The sequence below is a fragment of the Nostoc sp. 2RC genome (assembly GCF_014222165.1).
Classification (GTDB): domain Bacteria; phylum Cyanobacteriota; class Cyanobacteriia; order Cyanobacteriales; family Nostocaceae; genus Nostoc; species Nostoc linckia.
Window position 1 is genome coordinate 1 of record NZ_JACKZU010000135.1, and the last position, 20,121, is coordinate 20,121.

At 41.3% G+C, this 20,121-nt stretch carries 12 protein-coding genes and 2 pseudogenes; 5 read left to right on the forward strand and 9 right to left on the reverse strand.

Annotated features, from left to right (window positions below):
• Window positions 1–535: 535 nt before the first annotated feature.
• Window positions 536–1,486, forward strand: a complete 951-nt coding sequence (gene accD / locus GNE10_RS16630) for an acetyl-CoA carboxylase, carboxyltransferase subunit beta (RefSeq protein WP_185566135.1) — start codon at window positions 536–538, stop codon at window positions 1,484–1,486.
• 128 nt (window positions 1,487–1,614) lie between these two features.
• Here accD and GNE10_RS16635 read toward each other — a convergent pair whose 3' ends face one another.
• Window positions 1,615–3,135, reverse strand: a complete 1,521-nt coding sequence (locus GNE10_RS16635) for an MFS transporter (RefSeq protein ID WP_185566136.1) — start codon at window positions 3,133–3,135, stop codon at window positions 1,615–1,617.
• Between the two features lie 342 nt (window positions 3,136–3,477).
• Here GNE10_RS16635 and GNE10_RS16640 point away from each other — a divergent pair, with 342 nt between their 5' ends.
• Window positions 3,478–4,761: an ABC transporter substrate-binding protein gene (locus GNE10_RS16640; RefSeq protein WP_185566137.1), complete on the forward strand. Its 1,284-nt coding sequence runs from the start codon at window positions 3,478–3,480 to the stop codon at window positions 4,759–4,761.
• 348 nt (window positions 4,762–5,109) lie between these two features.
• Here GNE10_RS16640 and GNE10_RS16645 read toward each other — a convergent pair whose 3' ends face one another.
• Both GNE10_RS16645 and GNE10_RS16650 read right to left on the reverse strand, forming a co-directional pair.
• Window positions 5,110–6,033, reverse strand: a complete 924-nt coding sequence (locus GNE10_RS16645) for a serine protease (RefSeq protein WP_185566138.1) — start codon at window positions 6,031–6,033, stop codon at window positions 5,110–5,112.
• Between the two features lie 95 nt (window positions 6,034–6,128).
• Window positions 6,129–9,617, reverse strand: coding sequence for a CHAT domain-containing tetratricopeptide repeat protein (locus tag GNE10_RS16650; protein ID WP_185566139.1), 3,489 nt, complete (start codon window positions 9,615–9,617; stop codon window positions 6,129–6,131).
• 393 nt (window positions 9,618–10,010) lie between these two features.
• Here GNE10_RS16650 and GNE10_RS16655 point away from each other — a divergent pair, with 393 nt between their 5' ends.
• Complete coding sequence (locus tag GNE10_RS16655; RefSeq protein WP_260446911.1) at window positions 10,011–10,211, forward strand: type II toxin-antitoxin system HicB family antitoxin; 201 nt, start codon at window positions 10,011–10,013, stop codon at window positions 10,209–10,211.
• A gap of 348 nt (window positions 10,212–10,559) precedes the next feature.
• A pseudogene (locus GNE10_RS16660) lies at window positions 10,560–11,330 on the forward strand (DUF3370 family protein); the annotation flags it as partial.
• 111 nt (window positions 11,331–11,441) lie between these two features.
• On the opposite strand, the gene GNE10_RS16665 reads toward GNE10_RS16660, so the two are convergent.
• The 3 genes from GNE10_RS16665 to GNE10_RS16675 are packed head-to-tail and all read right to left on the reverse strand — an operon-like array spanning window position 11,442 to window position 16,932.
• Entirely contained in the window at window positions 11,442–13,022 is a 1,581-nt protein-coding gene (locus GNE10_RS16665; RefSeq protein ID WP_185566140.1) for a TniQ family protein, read from the reverse strand.
• Window positions 13,023–13,027: 5 nt separating this feature from the next.
• Window positions 13,028–14,197 carry an ATP-binding protein gene (locus GNE10_RS16670; RefSeq protein WP_185566141.1) on the reverse strand — a complete coding sequence of 390 codons (1,170 nt, stop codon included), beginning with the start codon at window positions 14,195–14,197 and terminating at the stop codon, window positions 13,028–13,030.
• Window positions 14,198–14,199: 2 nt separating this feature from the next.
• Window positions 14,200–16,932: a TnsA endonuclease N-terminal domain-containing protein gene (locus GNE10_RS16675; RefSeq protein ID WP_185566142.1), complete on the reverse strand. Its 2,733-nt coding sequence runs from the start codon at window positions 16,930–16,932 to the stop codon at window positions 14,200–14,202.
• Between the two features lie 347 nt (window positions 16,933–17,279).
• On the opposite strand from GNE10_RS16675, the pseudogene GNE10_RS16680 reads away from it, so the two are divergent.
• Window positions 17,280–17,930: pseudogene (locus tag GNE10_RS16680) on the forward strand (DUF3370 family protein); the annotation flags it as partial.
• Window positions 17,931–18,154: 224 nt separating this feature from the next.
• On the opposite strand, the gene GNE10_RS16685 reads toward GNE10_RS16680, so the two are convergent.
• The 3 genes from GNE10_RS16685 to GNE10_RS16695 all read right to left on the reverse strand — a co-directional run.
• Window positions 18,155–18,460 carry a DUF4090 family protein gene (locus tag GNE10_RS16685; protein ID WP_096536849.1) on the reverse strand — a complete coding sequence of 102 codons (306 nt, stop codon included), beginning with the start codon at window positions 18,458–18,460 and terminating at the stop codon, window positions 18,155–18,157.
• Between the two features lie 115 nt (window positions 18,461–18,575).
• A complete protein-coding gene (locus GNE10_RS16690; RefSeq protein ID WP_185566143.1) occupies window positions 18,576–18,830 on the reverse strand; it encodes a hypothetical protein in 255 nt (84 codons plus the stop codon).
• A gap of 124 nt (window positions 18,831–18,954) precedes the next feature.
• Window positions 18,955–20,121: phosphoenolpyruvate carboxylase (locus GNE10_RS16695; protein ID WP_185566144.1), on the reverse strand; the 1,167-nt coding region annotated here is incomplete at its 5' end.

Below are 20,121 nucleotides of genomic sequence, written 5' to 3' on the forward strand. Positions count from 1 at the left end.
GGCATGGGGCATGGGGTATGGGGCATGGGAGAATAATAACTAAACAGTCAACAGTCAACAGTCACCAGTCATCATTCCCCGCTTTTTATAATTCCTGACTGTAACTTGCATTACGCCATCTGCCCTTCACATTTTGATAATATTCAGCTCGTGACTGGTATTACCCTCTTGACAACGATTAACGGTTGGCAAGCATAACTAATAAAAAAGATACTGATTGCTTATGACCCAACAAAAAGAATAATTGATTTGGGTGGGAGAGGGTAAGCATCTTATTTGGAGGTTAGTATTTGCATGGCTTTGTCACTAGATTCATATAAAAAGTCCTCTAAAAAAAGAGCAAGAGACTTGTGTTGGCATAAGTATTTTCGTTAAGCTGGCAACCAAAGATGAAAATTAAGGTCTGAATTGCTTAAAAGCTTAATTTGATGATTTAGTCATTACTCTTTGGTTAAAACAAATGATTAATGGCACAGGACGACCCGGTAGGGCTTCAGATGGTTTCGACCTCATACCCACTTAAAATAAGATAAAAATGGCTAACAACGAAGAATCACGCGGTTTAAAGTCTCTATTTGACTGGTTTGCAAATCGACGTAAATCAGGATCTACCAGTCTGGAACGCCAAGAACGTGAAATAGCTGATGGATTGTGGCATAAATGTTCTAATTGCGGTGTGTTGACATATACAAAAGACTTGAGATCTAACTTGATGGTTTGTGTGGAATGCGGTCATCACAATCGTGTAGACAGTGATGAGCGTATCCGTCAACTGATAGATCGCGATACCTGGAAACCTCTAGATGAGCATTTGCGTCCAACCGATCCCCTGCAATTTCGCGATCGCAAACCATATAGCGATCGCCTACGGGAAACTCAGGAAAAAATTGGCTTAATAGACGCAGTTAAAACTGGTTTGGGTCAAATCAACGGTTTGCCTCTTGCCCTTGGAGTTATGGACTTCCGCTTTATGGGTGGTAGTATGGGTTCCGTTGTGGGAGAAAAACTCACCCGCATGATTGAACAAGCCACTCAACGCCGCTATCCTGTAGTTATTGTCTGCACCTCCGGTGGCGCAAGAATGCAAGAAGGTATGCTTTCGCTAATGCAGATGGCGAAAATTTCCGCAGCCCTACAGCGCCATCAAGACGCGAGACTATTGTATATTCCCGTTTTGACAAATCCCACCACAGGCGGCGTTACCGCTAGTTTTGCAATGTTGGGCGATATTATTTTGGCAGAACCCAAGGCCACAATTGGTTTTGCAGGTCGGCGAGTGATTGAGCAAACCCTACGGGAAAAGCTACCCGATGATTTTCAAACAGCTGAAGATTTACTCCTGCACGGCTTTGTAGATGAAATTGTACCCCGTACCCAATTAAAGAACACCATTACTCAGCTGATTGCCTTACATCAGCCTGTGTTAACACCGCCTCATATGGTGTTATGGGAAACAATGTCCTTGACTTCTAGTGCGGCAGAATAGGAAGAAGAGGGACGCGGGGACGCGGGGAATTTACGATCGACAGTCTTTGTGTCACCGTGCCTTTTCCCCTCCCCCTCCGCACATTCTTAACCTCTCCGCGTAAGAGCGTCTCCCCCTCTCCACGTCCTTTACTTTCCCGGTTCTTGGGTGAAAATTAACGGAATCAGTGCTGTTAAGCGAAATACGGTAGAGAGGGTGAATAATGCTAATAACCCTCCAGATTGAGTAAATTGCAAAATGAAGCTGCCTATGGTTGTGCCTAAAGCACCACTGGCTCCAGCAACGGCAGCAGCGATCGCAAAATAGATAGACTGATTTTTAATTGGCGCAATCCCTAATTGGATGTTGTTATTACACAAGTCCATCGCCGCCCCTGTTCCTCCAGCTAAGATATGTAATAGTGGCAACCACAACCAAATATCAAGCTGATTAATACCAATTCCCAGCCACAGTAATGGTATGGTTGCAAGCAGAATTCCACCAAACAGCAAGATGGGACGATTGCCGATTTTGTCTGCTAATTTGCCCCACACAATCAACATCAGCAAATTTGCCCCCGCTTGCAGGCTTGTGTAGATAGTCACGTAGCCAACATTGAGATCCAAGGTGTCCAGCATGTAGAGGTTAAAAAAAGGAGCGCTGAGGTTAAAAGCCAGCGTCCATAACCCGAAATACAACAGAAATTTCAAAAAGTTAGAGTTTTTGCAAATACTGAAGTTTACTGGCTCTATCGTTGTATAAATTAGCTGAGTTACTTGGGACGATTTATTCAAAGTATCGCTAAACTCCATCCCCTTCTGGTTCGGCATACTGGCAGTATTATGTTCCCCATACCCCATGCCCAATTCTGCTTGTGGCTGGAGTTCTTCTTTTTTTGTAGTGTCTGATTGAATTTCACTTGTTTGAGGGAATTTGCCAACATGAGTGTTTTGCAATAACGGATTCATATCCGCTTGAAAATACTGGCATCCTAGCCCCACAATTCCAAAAATCATACTCAAAAACAAAATTACCCCATAGCCTTGGACAACTCCGCCATACCAATGGGATACAGCTAAACCGGCTATTGGTACGCAAATCAAATTCGTGAGACTAGCAGCACTATTACGTATCCCAAAATACCTGCCCCGTAATCGCCGGGGAACGATGGTTGCCATCCAACTTAGCCACGATGGGGTTCCTAATCCTGCTAAAAGATTGCTTAATAGAAGAATCAAGAGTGTTAGTATTACCAGGTAGTTATGATTCAACACTCCCCAGCTGGTAGCTGCGATCGCAATTACTAAAATTACCCACAATACACGAGCGATTCCATGTGTCCGCAGTGCGTATTGAAAGCGGCTGGTGCTACGTTCAGACAAGTAAGCACCCAAAGGCTGAATCAAATTCACCAACATGGGGATAGAGGACAACATCCCAAATATCACTGGACTAGCGTCTAATTCCACCAATAAATTGGCAAGCAAAATCCCACTAGTACCAATAGAATAAACTGCTGCTAACACAGAATCCACAGTGGAGGCTTTTAAACTTCTGCGAATAGCATCCTTGGGAATGCGAGGAGTTGGAGAAATTATTACTTGGGGTGTAGTAATCTGGGCAATTTCCAGATTTATAGGAGTAGATATTTCAACCGGAACAAAATCCATAATGAATGTATCTTTATGGATGAAGCATTGTGGCATCAATCCATTTTTCGAGTAATTCAGTGTGCTTGCATCAATTTAGTTAAGAATTCTTCGTTATTTTAACTTGCATTATTCAATAAAAATTTGTCAAAGAAAAATATCAATCTTTAGCCACAGACGATATCAGTAATGAGAGGGAGTTAGATATAGTAAGAATGATTCTTCAGAAGTATTTCTAATGGAAGTTAGTGTAAAATACAGCAAAATAAAAAAGTATAACGGTCATCTAAATTATTTGTGAAATATTACTCTTGAGGCTGTTGACAATTAACAGTTAACAATAAAAATAATCGCCAGTAACCGATGGTCAATTGTTGTAAATTTTCAGTGATTAAAAGCAAGTTATTAACTGTTTTTGGAGTGGCGATCGCCATTGCGATCGCTTTTATCGCTTGTCACAATTTACAATTAGCAAATCAACACTCAGTATCTACAGCAATTACCATTAAACTGAGCGGTTGGGGAGGTTCCCCTGTGGAGCAAAAACTCTTGAGACAGGTATTGCAAGACTTTGAAGCACAACATCAAAATATTAAGGTCAAATATGAGGTGATTTCTGACCAATACATGGATGTCATCAAAACTCGTTTAGTTGGAGAAGCCGCACCTGATGTATTTTATCTAGATGCTTTAGAGGCTCCTTTTTTAATGAGTCAAAATGTTCTGGAACCACTAGATAATTACATCACTCCCGAATTTGACTTAGGAGATTTTGAAGAAACTTTAATTAACAGCTTCAAATACCAAAACAAAATTTATGGTCTTCCCAAAGACTATTCCACACTAGCGCTATTTTATAATAAAAAAGCCTTTGCCACAGTTGGTTTGAGTAACCCGCCAACGACTTGGGAAGAACTACGTAGTTACTCCAAACAATTGACCGGCAAACTTAATAAATACGGCTTTGGAGAAATTCCAGAATTAGCGCGTCAGGTTTATAAAATCAAAGCTTTTGGCGGAAAAATTGTTGACCAAAATGGCTATGGGACTTTTGCCAGTGAGGCAAGTTTAAAAGGTTTACAGTTGGTGATAGATCAGTATCAAAAAGACCGTTCCTCTGCCCAAAAATCTGATGTGGGGACAAATTCGGGTAGTGAAATGTTTGGTCAAAATAAAGTAGCAATGGTAATTGAAGGTAACTGGGCAATTCCCTATTTAACTGAAACCTTTCCTCAAATAGAGTTTGCTACTGCCCAAGTGCCTACAATTAATGACAAAAAAGGCACAATGGTGTTTACAGTTGCCTACGTTATGAACAAACAAACACAGCACAAAGCCGAAGCGTGGGAGTTGATTTCTTATTTGACGGGGAAAGCTGGAATGCAGAAGTGGACAGGAACCGGGTTTGCTTTGCCAACGCGTAAATCAGTAGCTAAGAATTTGGGTTATGACCAAGATATATTGCGATCGCCATTAGTGGCTGGTGTTGATTATGCTACACCTTGGCAGGTAGGTAAATATCCAGGGGCGATCGTGAATAATTTTGAGAATCAGTTTATCAGTGCCTTATTAGGGCAACAATCATTAAAACAGGCAATGGTGCAGGCAGAAAACGCAGCTAATCAGCAGATTAGGGCAATGGATTGATGCTTACAGCAATTTTCAGGTTAGACCACGTTGTAGAACGGCCGTTCGCCTCTACCAGGATTGGGGTTGAAATAGATGAAAATTGCTTTAAGGTTTTAAAACCCACGTAGGTGGGTTTCGTCTGTGTAGCCGCGATTTCCAATCGCCCGGTTAGTAATAATTTAGACTTTTCAAACAACCTCTAAGCAATACAGTAATTGAGTACAGGACTTACGCAAAAACTCTCTGAAACCCTCTTTACTTCGTGTCCTTTGTGTCCTTCGCGGTTCGTTTTTTCATGATTTTGCGTAAGTCTTAGAGTATAAAAATAAACAGTATAACTCCTAAATTCCGCTGTATTAAACTTGCTTAATTCCTTTGCAACCACTCATCCAAACGAGACATTTCCACCGCACGGTTCAACAGCAATCCATTAACCTCATTTGAGCCGGAATGGAGCGCTAAAATATAATATTTGCCCTTTATATTACTGATAATTGCACCTCCAGAAGCTCCTTGATTAGTATCACAGTTGTGGTACAAAAAATTATCCTGACGGCGGAGGATACTGCATCCCAGGTGAACGCCAGCAGTCATACTTTCACCAGCAGTTAGATTTTCATAACCTTTTTTCTTGGGGTTGGGAAAATCACCAGAGTAGCCGACTAAGGCAAATTTTTTCGTATCGCCAACCAAACTAGAAGATGGTAAGGATTTCCAGCCCAAATAACCATATTTTTTACCGATGGGCTTGTTGAGTTTTAAAATCGCCCAATCCTTTGCGTAATCAGCTAAATCGCCATTTTTAAAGTCTGTGCCGTAATAAACATTAGTTGCGTAAGCTACATCATTTTTACTTTTGACGACACCATTAACTAAGTTTGGCAGAAAGGCGATCGCTTGACTAACTTTTCTGGTTTCAGGGTTAACGACACAATGGGCATTTGTCAAAACAACGTCTTCAGAAATCAAGGTTCCCGTACAACTGTAGCCGTTACCCTCAGCACTTACCCCCTCGATTTTACCAATGGCTGACCAAGGGTAATTTCTGCTAGTCATGGGAATACGGTCATCCTTGGAACCAATGATTACCCGTTGTCCGGGGAGTTCTTCTTTCTGATTTAGCAGCGAGGGTTCTCCTTTTCCTTGTAGTTGAAATTCTTTAGGATTTTCAACCTTGGTAAAGCTGGGTGGGGTTTGTGGTTGGGCTGAGACTGAAGCCCAAATTCCTAAAATTCCTATTGTGGCTAGGCAGGGAAAAATAAATTGTGTGGATGGAAATATGGTTTTCATGAAAAATTATTCCTGTAAATTTTGAGGTGAAATTTAAACGCAAAGGTAAGCGCAGAGGTACGTAAAGTGGTGTTTTGCGTTGCTATTTTGAATTGTTATTTCCATTCGCCCAGCAGGGTAAAGGCTGACCAAGAATAGGGGTTACGCCACTTTTCTTGTTCCCACATCTTGAGTTGTGCGGCTCTGAGGGCGGCGGCGGGGGTTTTCCCTTGCTGCAACATTTGGCTGTAAAATTGGCTCATCAATAGTGATGTGGCTTCATCATCAACGTTCCATAAAGACACCACTACCCGCGCTGCACCCGCATACATTAATCCTCTTGTCAACCCCACTAGCCCTTCTCCTTTCACTTCTTCACCAAGACCGGTTTGGCAAGCACTCAGCACCACTAACTCTGCTGGGAAGTTGAGGTTAAAGATATCAGCTAGTCGCAAAAAGCCTCTTTGGGATTTGCCTTGTTTATCTATCAGGGAAAGGACAATTCCCGATAACTCTGGTTCAGTGCTGTCTAAAAAGCCGTGGGTGGCAAAATGCAGAATTTTGTATTGACTTAGTTGGTCGTTGGTAGCCCAGTTGTAGTTTGCGTCAAAACCAAAGGCTTGGATGTTCTCTGAGGGTGAGACAAGTTTGAGAATTTCCTGCGCTTCTTTTTCTGTACCGGGGAGTCTTTGAATTTCGCTGCGCTTGATGTTTCTAGTAGACCGCTTCAGGGCAGACTCTTGTAGTTGCTGGTCAATGTCATTATTAGCAACATTGGAGGATTTGCCAGTTACTCGATCGTCATTAGCGCTAAACACTGGGTCTGCAAGGATGGCGAGGGTTTTCGGTGCTTTGGTGCGTCCTGTGGTTTGTTTCCTGAGAATGGCAATGGTGGAGGCGGAAGGTAGAGAGATAATTTCATGGTTGACAACCAATGGTTTATAATCTGAACCATCTGCCGATTTAGTTGATGTAGTTAACGCTGCGAAGGGAATGTATTGTAAAGCTTCATCGCCAACAATTACTAAGCGTTTCTGCCCCAATTTATCAGCTACAGGTTTGAGGATAAGTTGACTCAGTTCGTTAGCAGCTTTGGCGGTTTCTTCTGGGGAAACTCCCTGGTATCCAGGATTTTTTAAGTAATTGTCGTATAAATTCTTGGCTGCTTTGTCTATTTGTTGGCGTTTTGGAAGTTCATAGCTATAGAGAGAGTCTGGTGTAACAGCCCAAAGATAGCTGCGTTCTTCACCCAAAGAATATTGCAATAGCAATGTGTCTTTATCTAGTTGTTGCTGAATTTGTTTGAGAGTCAGAGGTTGGGGATATTTTAAATCGGCATATTCAGGGTTATTGGCGCGGATTTTAACTTCAAGTTCTCGCTGTTGTTTGAGTAAATCTTGAATTTTTTGTTTGGTGTTAGTTAAAACTTGTTCTGGGGTTTCTTTTTTACTTGCTAGTTCTGATAATAATTTTTCTTGAGCATTGATTTGCCATTGCAAACGGCGTTCTTCTGCTAAAAGTTTTGGGTCAATGCCTTTTTTGATATCTATGTTTGCTTCGGTTAGTAGTTCAATTAGACCACGGGCGCGGGAGCGATCGCTAACTTCCAGTGCCAATGCATCGTATCCTTTTGATGGGTCTTTTTTGTGCAGTTGCATCAGCAGGTCGGTGTAGAACTTGTAGTAACCTTGGACTGAGGCAAAGTAAGAAGCGCGTAGTTGTTGGTCGGCTATTTTGGTGCGTAAATCTTCAATGATTTCAATAGCAGCTTGAATATGTGTTTGGGCTTGTTGTAGATTACCCTGACTGCGTTCTAGGACAGCCATGTTAACGAGGGTGACGGCTTCCCCTTCCCTATCCCCCACTGCACGGGATAAGAGTAAAGATTGATTGTAGAATTGAATTGCTTGTTGCTTTTCTCCTAATGAGTTGTAGACATTGCCAATATTGTTGAGGGTTCTGGCTTCCCCTCCTCTATCCCCCACTGCACTAAGTATGGGTAAAGCTTGATTGTAGAATTGAATTGCTTGTTGCTTTTCTCCTAATGAGTTGTAGACTAAGCCAATATTGTTGAGGGTGGTGGCTTCTCCTTCCCTATCTCCCACTGCACGGGATAAGGGTAAAGCTTGGTTAAGGTATTTAAGCGCCTCTTGCTTTTCTCCTAATGAGTTGTAGACTAAGCCAATATTGTTGAGGGTGGCGGCTTCCCCTCCTGTGTCGTTCACTGCACGGCGTATAGGTAAAGCTTGGTTGTAGAATTGAATTGCTTGTTGCTTTTCTCCTAATGAGTCGTAGACACCGCCTATATTGTTGAGGGCGGTGGCTTCCCCTCCTCTATCCCCCACTGCACGGGATAAGGGTAAAGCTTGGTTAAGGTATTTAAGCGCTTCTTGCTTTTCTCCTAATGAGTTGTAGACACCGCCTATATTGTTGAGGGTTCTGGCTTCCCCCTTTCTGTCCTCCACTGCAAGGTATATGGGTAAAGCTTGGTTGAAGTATTTAAGCGCTTCTTGCTTTTCTCCTAATGAGTCGTAGACACCGCCGATATTGTAGAGGGTAGTGGCTTCCCCTCTTCTGTCCCCCACTGCACGGCGTATGGGTAAAGCTTGGTTGTAGTATTTGAGCGCCTCTTGCTTTTCTGCTAATAAGTCGTAAACTAAGCCAATATTGTTGAGGGTGGTGGCTTCCCCTCTTCTGTCCCCCACTGCACGGGATAAGGGTAAAGCTTGGTTGTAGTATTTGAGCGCCTCTTGCTTTTCTGCTAATAAGTAGTAGACTAAGCCAATATTGTTGAGGGTTCTGGCTTCCCCTCTTCTGTCCCCCACTGCACGGGATAAGGGTAAAGCTTGGTTGTAGTATTTGAGCGCCTCTTGCTTTTCTGCTAATAAGTAGTAGACTAAGCCAATATTGTTGAGGGTTCTGGCTTCCCCTCTTCTGTCCCCCACTGCACGGGATAAGGGTAAAGCTTGGTTGTAGTATTTGAGCGCCTCTTGCTTTTCTCCCAAATCTTTGTAGACACCGCCAATATTGTTGAGGGTGGCGGCTTCCCCTCCTGTGTCGTTCACTGCACGGCGTATAGGTAAAGCTTGGTTGAAGTATTTAAGCGCTTCTTGCTTTTCTCCCAAATCATTGTAGACAATGCCAATATTGTTAAGGGTGGTGGCTTCCCCCTTTCTATCCTCCACTGCACGGCGTATGGGTAAAGCTTGGTTGTAGTATTTGAGCGCTTCTTGATTTTCTCCTAATGAGTAGTAGACAAAGCCAATATTGTTGAGAATTATGGCTTCCCAGCCTTTATCATTAACTTGTTGCCAAAGCTTCAGCGCTGCTTGCCATTTCACAATTGCCCCTCGCAGTGATTCTGCTGTCCCTTGTTGGTAAAGCTGCTGTCCCTCTTGAAAAACTCGTTCCGCAGCAGCGCGAGTGGCATTTGGTTGAGTGGTTTCTGGCTGCTGTGGGGGCAGTGGGGGCAATACCCAGTTTCTCGGTGTCGCCCCCACAGCATCAGCAAGCATTAGCGCACTCAGCAACAAAGTTAAACTGTAGCGGGTCAATTTTGGTAGAAACCACCAGCAAACCCGTTGAGACTTTGCACTCCTCTTCATTCTTTAGCCTCACAGCCTCAATCAGTAATTATTTGCAGCCCTATCCTGTCGGCATCAATTCCGCTTATTAGTAAATTATTTAATTGTCGCCAGTAATATTGCTGAAACTTTATGTTGATTTTACGGTTGAGCTTTAAGGTTATGGTTATGGTTTCTGTTTTTGTAACGAACTTCCTCGGCAAAGCCTGATTTTCTCGTTCTCGCGCTTCCTAAGGCAACACAGATGAGAGGTAATAATATTTATTGAATGAGGGATTACCAAGAAATAAATTATCCACTCTGGTGGGGTGGACATCTTGTCCGCCCCTGTCAACGGGCGGGCGAGACGCCCACCCCACAAGAAAAATTGTACATTTTTTTATTTGGAAGCTCCTGAGCAAAGGTAACTTTGATATGTCGTATAAAGTTACCATTGTTATCGAAAAAGATGAATATGGATATTATGCTTATTGCCCTGAACTTCCTGGTTGTCAATCTCAAGGTGATTCCCTAGAAAAAGTACAGGTAGATATTAAAGAAGCAGTTGAGCTTTATATAGAAACCTTGTCAAATTCACAAAAACAGGCGCTTCATAACAAGGAGTATTCACAATAACCTTGGAGGTAAAAGTTGCCTAAACTAAAATAAATATTTTTCGTAATCAAGACTCTATCCCCTTGTGCGTAGAGTATTCACCAATTCTGACTCCTGAATTCTGACTTCTGAATTCTTCTTCAATTAATCACTTTAATTGTCCTTCAGAAATCCCCTTAAAGGAACTTGTAGTAATAACAGGTTATCTTCAGGACTTACGCAAGTGTCACAAAAAATCAATTTTTTTTGCTTGTAGTAAGGACTTCAGTCCTTATTAGAGGACTAAAGTCCTTACTACGAACTTAAAATAATATGCCAGTTGCGTAAGTCCTAATCTTTAATGCCGGGGCTGATTTCTAAATAAAATTTATGCTAGTTAAATTACCGTCACCTGTATTCATATTTCTATTAGGATTAGCTATAACTCAAACCTTTGGATGCACAAATCGTAATCATAATTCCGCGATCGCTCAAAGTTCGCCAAAGCCAACTTACCAAGAAATTGTACAAGCTGGTGAAGTGCGGGTTTTACCAGGAAAATTAGATACAATACCCGTCTTTAACAGCAATAGCCCAGAATGGATTAAAACTGAAGGCGTTTTACTGTCTACCTTTCCTTCAAACGGCAAAAAAGTTACCGCCGCCCATCTGAATTTTCCTTTTAAAGGACGTTTTGATTTATTCGCCCACCACTACACCCACACTCCCAAGGATTTACAAACTCTATATCTGGGTGTAATTGTGCATAACCCTGGTAAAAAACCTGTAACAGTGGATGTATTGCAAGCAGCGAGTTATTTAATGCAGGATGCGCCCTTTGTGACGTTACCTCCTTATATTGAAAATAACGATGGTAAAACTTATTCAGGGCCAGGGGCCCGCGCTGTTGCTGATGTACTGCGGGGAGTTCGCCAAGCTGATTTTCCCGCCCAACTGGTAATTCCTCCAGGAAAAAGCCGGATGTTGCTAAATCATCCCATTCCTGTCAGAAATCTAGAAAAACCAATCAACGGTAGGTCTAGTTTTATGCGGCTGCGTAGTAGCGATTCAGTTTATGCAGCAAGTTTAGCCATGTTTGCCAAGAAAAATTCTGATGGTAGCGAACGTCAACCGACTCTCAAGGAATGGCAAGCTTTACTAGTGTCGGTGGAAGGATAATATTGCCGGAATGGCTTGCTTATGCTTCCAATTAACTTCGGCAAAATTATACTTCTAATCCTAAGGATAGGTTGTACTCAGTTGCCAAATGTGTTAATCATAGCCAAGAGACTGTTGAATTTCACGTAAGTAAGACCGAACCCAAAGGTTACGCATCACTCCCGGCTTGGTAAGAAGTTGAGTAACCCGACGTTGTGTAGGTTTTTGTCCTTGTAAATGAAGCAATTGAGCAACATTTTGTATTTCTTGGCATACAAGCTCTCTTTTTTTCTTACCAATTGCATTATTGTATTCTTGGTAACGCTTGGAGATAGAACGAGAAAGTTCAGGAAAATATCTGTATAAATAGCTGTTATTTTTGTAGCCTAGTCGTCGAGAAATTTCTAGGAATGAAGGAGGTGGAAATTCCTGAAGTGCTAATTCGAGAATAGGTTGAATTTTTTGCTGTCTACTCACGCTTTTATAATCAGCGTGTCTAACTTTAATTATTTGACACAATTCGGGGAAATGATTCTGTAAACAAAGCGGATAATGTTTTAGACGAAACGCAACATCTTCTAAAGAAGGTGGTGGGTACTCATTAATTACTTCCTGAAGAATTATATTTAAAACTTGCTTTCTCTCGGAATTGATTCTCGTATAGGACTTTTTTGGGTGTTCGGCTTGATTTGTTGATGAGCCACAAACAATATTATCAAAAACTAAAATATCTGTTGTCAAAAAATCAAGCAATTTAATTTTCATCTGATGACTTAGTAGCAAAAGTTTATCTATTTGAGGTATTACTTTTCCTTTACACCATGAACCAATTGTTGCTTGATTTACTAAAATAGCGCGAGATAAGGCAGCTTGATTTGATTGAAATGCTTGATTAATAAAAGTAGAAATTGTCTGACTAATCCGATTTGAATTAATCGGAGATATGATAGTAGGTGCAGATGCGATTAATTCTCCCAATTCGTGATTCACATGAAGTTGCCAAGCAATTTCATCCGCTTTTTTAATTTTGTTGACTCCACCATTTTTGTATCGGTAACTCCCCAGCCATTTACCGCATTTATTACAGTGTCCGGTCTGAGAATCACCAGAAAGCACAAGTTGTTGATTCAAACAATGAGGACACACTGATAAAAAAGGATGGTGGTGGATTGGACAAATCTGAACTACATTAATACACCAAATAAGTGGTTCATAAATACTTTTGTTAGTATCACGCCATTCTTGGTAACAAGAAGGACACCAAACACGCTCATGGCGAAGTAAATCCCTTTTAGAAAGCACCTTTTCCCAAGGTATAAGGGTAAGAAAATGTAAGTCTGTTCGTTTCGTCAGGATGGACATTGCACATACTAAATTAGTTGCCATTAAGCCCGTTCCATTAGTTGCTGTTCTATCTCTATTAACTCCAAGTATTTTGCCGATACTTTCATTCCTTTCATTTCTTAAGTTTGATAATTTCGGTTCTCTACCCATAAATGGGGCAATTTCCTTTATAAGTAGCTTTCTAGTAGTGATGCAATGTTGTTCAGCTAGTCTAATGATATAGCTTGTTAAACTTTCTACATAAGGAGTTCCTATACCAATTGGCTCTAGATTATACAAACGGCTTCTTGGTGGAATCGGAGATTTTTGCGTATCCCACGATGGGTAAAGTTTTAGGGTTAATGTGGGCATATCACTCAAGTTCCTACTTGACGACGCTTAGGTAATGGTTGTCCGACTTTAGACTGCACTTTTCTCAAAGTTGAGTTACTCTGTTGTGGTTGAATCTCAACTTGTTTAATGTCGTTATCAATTAGCGCAGATTTTATTGGTAAGCCCAATTCCGCACGCAGTTGCTGAACTTGTCCGTCAATTTGTGCCTGATTATTCTCTCCTTCTTTAATTTTTTTGAGGATGTTTCGACATTGGGCAACCGATAAGGCGCGACGTTCTAGATGTTTAAGCTCAACAGAGTCAGATCCTTCATTAATTGCATCGAACAATGCGTTCTGAAACCAGTTTTTTAGAATTCCTACACAACCCAAACTTCGCTCATAACAGTAATCCCAATGTGATACTAAATCAGGCTCTTGCTGTAATGGCATCCTTAGTTGAAAACCCCAAACCACACTTTGGAATACTTCTCTGTCTTGTTCTATATCAGCATGGTAACGGGGAAAATGTAAGTAAACACTACGTCGGCTTAACTGGTCGCCAACATCATGTAGGGTCAATAATTCGTATGTGCCTACTAGACCATGTACAACTCCAGTTCTGTTAGCTAATGACTTTATAGCTTCAGGTAAATCTGTTAGCTTGCGTCCAGAGGCTACCATTAGCATATGATGAGCTTCATCAATAAAAAATATTTTGGGTTTGCGATGTTTAAGAGCTTGCTCTAACGCCCATCCTAAATCTGTTTCAATAACTTTTGGCTCAATCACAATTTGCCCCGAATTGTTCCGATAAATACCTCGTGTGCCGTAGTCTATCTTATGTTCAATTAGTGGTTCATTAAGGGCAAATAAGCAGCGTTTAATATGGTCTTTCGAGTTAAATATTCCTGATTTTTGAACCACTGCCTCAACTGATGCGAATGGTAAGCAACCTGGGTCAATTTCGAGTTGCGGTAAATTCGACTCAACTAACCACTTTTCAATTAGTAAACGTAGGGTAGTTTTACCAACCCCTGTTGGACCATAAATAAAGATAATTCGTGATTCCGAAGAATTACTAACCGCCAGCTTGAGAAAATTGAAGGCTTCTTCTAGCCGAGGGTGTGCCATTGTATACTTGTCGAAGTACAATAGCTTTTCTGTCGTTGATTGTGTCAGTAATGCTGTGGGAAAATGCTTTTGATTAGACATGATTAATAAGAATCAAAAATTTGGAGTTTAGTAGGTATTTGAGTAACGCTTTCTACTTGAACTGATTCTAAATTGTTATTTTCATTTGGCTCAAAAGCTACTGTTTCTATCAAATTTAATGATTCATGAAATTGAATTTTATTTCTTTCACATTCAATGAGTTTAAATACTTCTTTTCCTTGATTATCTCGGAGACGTTGTACAAGTAAAACCTCTTCTGCTTCTGCTGATGAAATAAATTCTGCTAATTTTTTGGCTCGAACTTTAAATTCTTGATGATGATTGCTTTTACGTTTTTGCAACTCAGTTGTTGCCAGCCAAATCTCTTTTTCTGAACGCCCTTTAAAAGCTGCATAATATTCGCTAATACATTCAATCCACTGACCACGAACATAGGCATAAGCAATCCCAATATCAAATGGGTCGTATCTTATTGCAACATACGTTTTGTGAATACTAGGGTCGCGGAAAACCGAATTCCAGTAATGAATTCCTCGAATTTGTATCCCTTGGACTGGGTGAACTTTTACTTTCTGTGATTGTGTTGTTGGTAAAGTTAAAATTCTCAAGTTTTCGTCCCAGGGTATTAGTCGGTGAGTTCTTAATCCATACTTTGCTATACCTTGATTAAATGCGTCAGAAGGAGACATCCCTAAAGCTGGATGTTCTGTTGTGTCATATTCTGAGTAAGCCCATTCGCAAAGATACAGATACAATAACCCAAGAGTCCAAATTGCTAGATTTTTAGGGTTGACTGTTTTGGTCATCAACCTGACTTTTTTGGTAATCTGCGTGTTACCAGCTAAGTTATAAACAAATTGAGTGTTAGCTGTTCCAAATAAACGCTCGCAAACTCCACTAAATCGGGATGCAGCAGGGGGACGGTGTTTGAGCGTGCATTCAAACAGAGCTAACAAGCTCTCGAAGTAGGTACTGTGGAATTCTTTACCGTTGTCTGTCACTATGATTTGGGGCAAACGTGAGTAGCGCATTACACAAATCCGCAGTACCATCATGCAACTGCGGTAACTCGGAGGGTCAAAAGTTAAATAAACTGCTAAGATTCTTCTACTGTAAGCGTCTACCAGAAATGTAGCCCAAGGTCTGCCAAGTACTTGGTTTGTATGTGAACATCGTAGCTCTATGTCCAATTTTGTGTGGTCAATATGACAAACCTCTAATGACCTATCTCCGTGTTTTGGTGTTGTTAGCTCTAATTCCCAGTAAAACGATTGTTGTGGGTAAGCAGCTCTATGTCCTTCTCTGCTAAAAGTTTGCTGCCAACCACTACGCTGTTTTATCTCGCTAATAAATGTTTTATAGCTAGGAATTTGGTCGTCTGGAATTCCGGCATTGATGCAAGCATTACAAAAAGCTCCATATACCTCGTACTTACGTTTTTGTTTGTGGGTTTCGTAGCTTTGCGTAATAAATTCATTGATTAATTCTAAGATTTGTTGGGGTAACTTCCGGTTGCGGTTCCCTTTTTTATTGGAGTGATTTAAAAGCCCAATATAGCCGTAGCCGTACTGTTGTTGAGCCTGTTTATATTTGGCTAGCCAATCCCTTAAAGTGCGTTCTGGGACTGTTGGATTTTCTATTTTTTGACCTAACAATATTGGTTCAATACTTCTGTAACGTCGGTTAGCATCTTCTAAATCTTTTTGGCTTGCACCCTTTAATATTGAATTTAATTCGTCGGGGTTACTGCCAGCATACATCTGTCTATTAACTGTTATTTGACCCAGCCGAATTTTACTCTCTAGTTCGGTAACTGGTAAGTCAATCAACTCCCCTAATTCAGAGCGCAGAGTAATTTGTGTATGACCAACTTTTATCAATGTATAGATTTGACCATCCCAGTTTATTTGTTCTTTGGGAACTAAATTTATGACTGGAACAGTTATTGTATCTGCACTTCGCAATGACAAAAATATCAATTTATGGGAAGAAGCATACTCTCGGTCACAAAAAACTTGGCATTGTTCTGGCTCAACTAGTAAGCACGCCCCTAAATCTATATAAATCTGCTCGCTAGCAATTAAAAAATAAATCGAGTCGGCGCTAATTCCTAACTTATTGTCAAGCAATTGATTCAGCGTTATCCCTGGTTGAGAACGAACAATATTTTCAATTAACTCGTCCGACCTACCCCAAATATTTTTGCCCTCATCAATAGCACGATAATAATCTTCTAAAAAGGTTAGATTGCGGTATAAAGTCCAATTAATTTTAGCATCTGAAAAAATTTGAAAATCAAATCCAAATTGTGCGGCATAGGATAAAGCAGGTGGTGAGAACCAACAACCATCACTATTAAAGCTGTAACGATGAGGCTGTTTGACAAGCAACTTTTGTAATTCTTTTTCTGTTTTACACTCTACCCACCCAGCACTCGAAGCTCTGATAACGAAAAAGTCTGGGGTATAGAAAAATCCAAGATTTCGCCCCGACTTGGACTGGTAATTTATTTTAAATGCCGGAGGTTGGTCGTAATATTCCAGAACCTCCTCATCATGCTCTAGTTCATAAATAAAGGGAAGCTCGACTTTATGAGACTCAAATTGAATGCTTTTTTGATTCTTTTTGCTGGGGTAAAAACCTGAAACATTCTTTCTTCCACCCCCAACTCGTCGCGCTGGCTCACTAGAACGAATATCCGTAAGAGTTGAGATTGATAATTTTGATAATTTTTGGTCGCTACACCATTTTTTAAACTCGTAATCGGTGAGCATTTTTCTTACTCCCTGAAACTTGAGTTAGACATGCAGTCTATAACAATGGCACGTCAGAAGTAGCAAACACTAATTAATTGGGAGAAACAGTAGCCGATTATTACTCAAGCCATTGCACGGGATCTGATGTGTTATTAATTGTAACTCTAGCTACAAAAGCGTTTTGAATGAGTCATCTAATTTAACAATTTTGGCACGCTTATTGTTCCATTTTTAGTTTTCGGCAGTATTATCATTCCAATTGCCAAATTTTTGGCATCAGTGATTAACGGCAGAATAAACGTTTTGAGCTTTGTCGTGGCAATATTATGGTGACAATTTTGGCAATATTATCCTTCCACCGACAACTAGATACAGGTAACTTCGCTGGGCCGCGAGATAAAACACCGACTCCTCCAGATGCTACCAGTGGCGCACTGATTTATGGACGTGTAGCTGGTGTTTCCCAAGGTTCCCAATGGCAAGCAAAATTGGTGGATAATTCCCAAGCCACACAGTTAACTATTCCCCAGCGTGGCAAAGCTATCTCTTATCCTATAGTTACACTGCGGGGTGGTCGATTGGGTACCGAACAAATCCAAACAGCCAAGATGCTGGTACGCTATCCCGATACAGCATACGAAGCACACGGTAATTACGCTGTGGAATACAAACTGACTTTACCCTTAAGTAATAACACTACTCAAAATCAGACCGTCGCTGTTACCTTAGAAACACCTTTAAAGGAAGATAAATTATCCCAAGGTGGCCTGCGTTTCCGCAAACCATCCCTCGATTTTCCTTTCTTCCGTGGTACGGTGCGGGTACGTTATTTCGACGATCAAGGTCAACAAAAAATCCGCTATGTGCATTTATGGCATAGAACTGGACAGGTATTAGAACCATTAGTGCAACTTACACTTCCACCCTCCACAAAGCGGATAGTAAACGTAGATGTGATTTATCCACCAGATTCAACGCCACCACACGTTTTGAGTGTAAAAAATTTAGAAAAGTGAGGAGTAAAAAGTTAGGAGTTAGAAGTGAGGAGTTAGGAATTAACAATTGATATTATCCGCGCTCAATTAACCCTAATTCCTTACAACCCAACTGTTCAAACCCTAACCACAATATATTAGATTAGCCAAAGCTCAGCCTTGGCTCTTTGGAGTGCTTTTTCTATAAGCAATTAGAAGGCGAATTTATCTTACAACTCCTAACTCCAAACTCCTAACTCTTAACTTTATTTGCCGCCGTAATAAAAGGCAATTTCTTTTTCTTTTAAAGGTGCGAAATCTGCATCTGTAAGCAATTGATCGAGTTCAGCTTGGGGGATATGTTTTGCACCAATGCGGACAATGCGCGATCGCATCGTATTAGATACACCACTGCGCTGTCTATTGCCCTCTAGCCCCATGACTTTGCGATAAAGTTCTAATTTGGCAGGCGGAATTGGAGAACCATCAAAATCAATTCCCCGTGCGATCGCTTCATCAACAGCATCCGCACCTGTAGTCGTTTGATTACCTGGGTTAGTTTCAGTAGTCATGGTGATTTACTCTTCTTCGCTATGAGTAGATTTTACCAGTCTTGCTGAGAACAATATCCTGTCAACAATCAACAATCAACAACTCCAAGTGATTGTTTTTATTTATGAGAGTTCCCTAATTACGAGTTTCCCGCGTCACCAAACCACCAACAAACGCCCCTAAAACTGTACCCATCCACAATCCCGTTGTGCTACCTTGCCACATTCCTCCTAGCGTCGCCCCAGTGTTGCATATTACCTTCAAACCCCAGTATTGGTTTGCACACTTCTGGTTATGCAGCATGGTGGTGATTTGTCCAGTGGTATAAGCAGTAAAAAAACCTGATGCTAGGGCTAAAAATGTGCAAATTAGAATTTTGTTTTTAGTCATTAGTCATTAGTCATGGGGCATGTGTCTTTGAGATTCGACCACGAGTCTTTAATACTCGCCGACAAGTATTTTAACTCAAGTGTTTTGCTCCCTCATCTCCCCATGCCCCATGCCGCATTCCCCATCAACCTGTATTTCTCATACCAGCAGCAATACCATTAATGGTTAACAATGCTCCTCGCAGTAATTCGCCTTTGCTGTAACGAGAGTGAATGACTCCAGAAGTAGCAGTGGTATTCATGGACTGGCGTAAACGCTTGAGCAGGGAAACTTGGATAAATCCCAAGGGTACAATTGTGCCATTGCGTAATTGTACAGACCTTTGCAATATGGGGTCGCCATCTAAGAGCTTATTGTGATTGGTGATTTTTAACACCAAATCTCTTGTGAGATTAAATTCACTGGCAATTTGCTCAAAAACTTTAACAAAGCGTTCTTTATCTTCCGGCTTTGATAATTCTTGAACGTAGTGCTGCGCCATTTGCATGTCTACTTTTGCTAAGGTCATTTCTGCTTTGGAAATTACCATTTTGAAGAAAGGCCACTTGATGTAAAAATAACGCAGTAGTTTTAAGTGTTCTTCTGGTTCTTCGTTCAAGAATTCTTGCAAAGCCGTGCCGACACCATACCAAGAAGGTAATAAAAAGCGAGTTTGTGTCCAGCTAAATACCCAAGGAATGGCCCGCAAACTGCTTAGGTCTTTTTTACCGGAGGGACGCCGTGCTGGACGGGAACTAATTTGCAGTTGGCTAATTTCTTCAATGGGGGTGACTTGGTGGAAAAAGTCGATAAAATCAGGTTGCTCGTAAATTAAGGCACGATAATGTTGACGCGATCGCGCTGCTAGTTCTTCCATAATCTCATTCCAAGGTTCGATATCATCAAACCCTGTCCGCAGCAAACTAGCTTGAATTACTGCGGTGGTGATGGTCTCCATGTGGTACAAAGCTAAGTCCAACAAGGAATATTTAGAAGCCAAAACTTCCCCTTGTTCGGTAATCTTAATCCGCCCGTTGATGCTGTGACCCGGTTGAGCCAAAATCGCTTCGTAAGCCGGGCCGCCTCCCCTTCCCACAGAACCGCCGCGTCCGTGGAAAATCCGCAAATTCACACCGTAACCTTCTGCGATTTTTTGCAGCGATTTTTGTGCTTTATGAATTTCCCAATTGCTGCTTAAAAAACCAGAGTCTTTGTTGCTGTCAGAATACCCCAACATCACTTCTTGCAGGTTGAGGGTGAGGGGGGGTGAAGAAGACGCGGGGACGGGGAGACGCACTGACGCGGGGAAAGA

What these genes read in the sequence shown, in the direction of transcription:
- accD (WP_185566135.1), top strand. Translation starts at nt 536, where the DNA reads ATGGCTAACAACGAAGAATCACGCGGTTTAAAGTCTCTATTTGACTGG.
- GNE10_RS16635 (WP_185566136.1), bottom strand. Translation starts at nt 3,135, where the DNA reads ATGGATTTTGTTCCGGTTGAAATATCTACTCCTATAAATCTGGAAATT.
- GNE10_RS16640 (WP_185566137.1), top strand. Translation starts at nt 3,478, where the DNA reads ATGGTCAATTGTTGTAAATTTTCAGTGATTAAAAGCAAGTTATTAACT.
- GNE10_RS16645 (WP_185566138.1), bottom strand. Translation starts at nt 6,033, where the DNA reads ATGAAAACCATATTTCCATCCACACAATTTATTTTTCCCTGCCTAGCC.
- GNE10_RS16650 (WP_185566139.1), bottom strand. Translation starts at nt 9,617, where the DNA reads ATGAAGAGGAGTGCAAAGTCTCAACGGGTTTGCTGGTGGTTTCTACCA.
- GNE10_RS16655 (WP_260446911.1), top strand. Translation starts at nt 10,011, where the DNA reads ATGTCGTATAAAGTTACCATTGTTATCGAAAAAGATGAATATGGATAT.
- GNE10_RS16665 (WP_185566140.1), bottom strand. Translation starts at nt 13,022, where the DNA reads ATGCCCACATTAACCCTAAAACTTTACCCATCGTGGGATACGCAAAAA.
- GNE10_RS16670 (WP_185566141.1), bottom strand. Translation starts at nt 14,197, where the DNA reads ATGTCTAATCAAAAGCATTTTCCCACAGCATTACTGACACAATCAACG.
- GNE10_RS16675 (WP_185566142.1), bottom strand. Translation starts at nt 16,932, where the DNA reads ATGCTCACCGATTACGAGTTTAAAAAATGGTGTAGCGACCAAAAATTA.
- GNE10_RS16685 (WP_096536849.1), bottom strand. Translation starts at nt 18,460, where the DNA reads ATGACTACTGAAACTAACCCAGGTAATCAAACGACTACAGGTGCGGAT.
- GNE10_RS16690 (WP_185566143.1), bottom strand. Translation starts at nt 18,830, where the DNA reads ATGACTAAAAACAAAATTCTAATTTGCACATTTTTAGCCCTAGCATCA.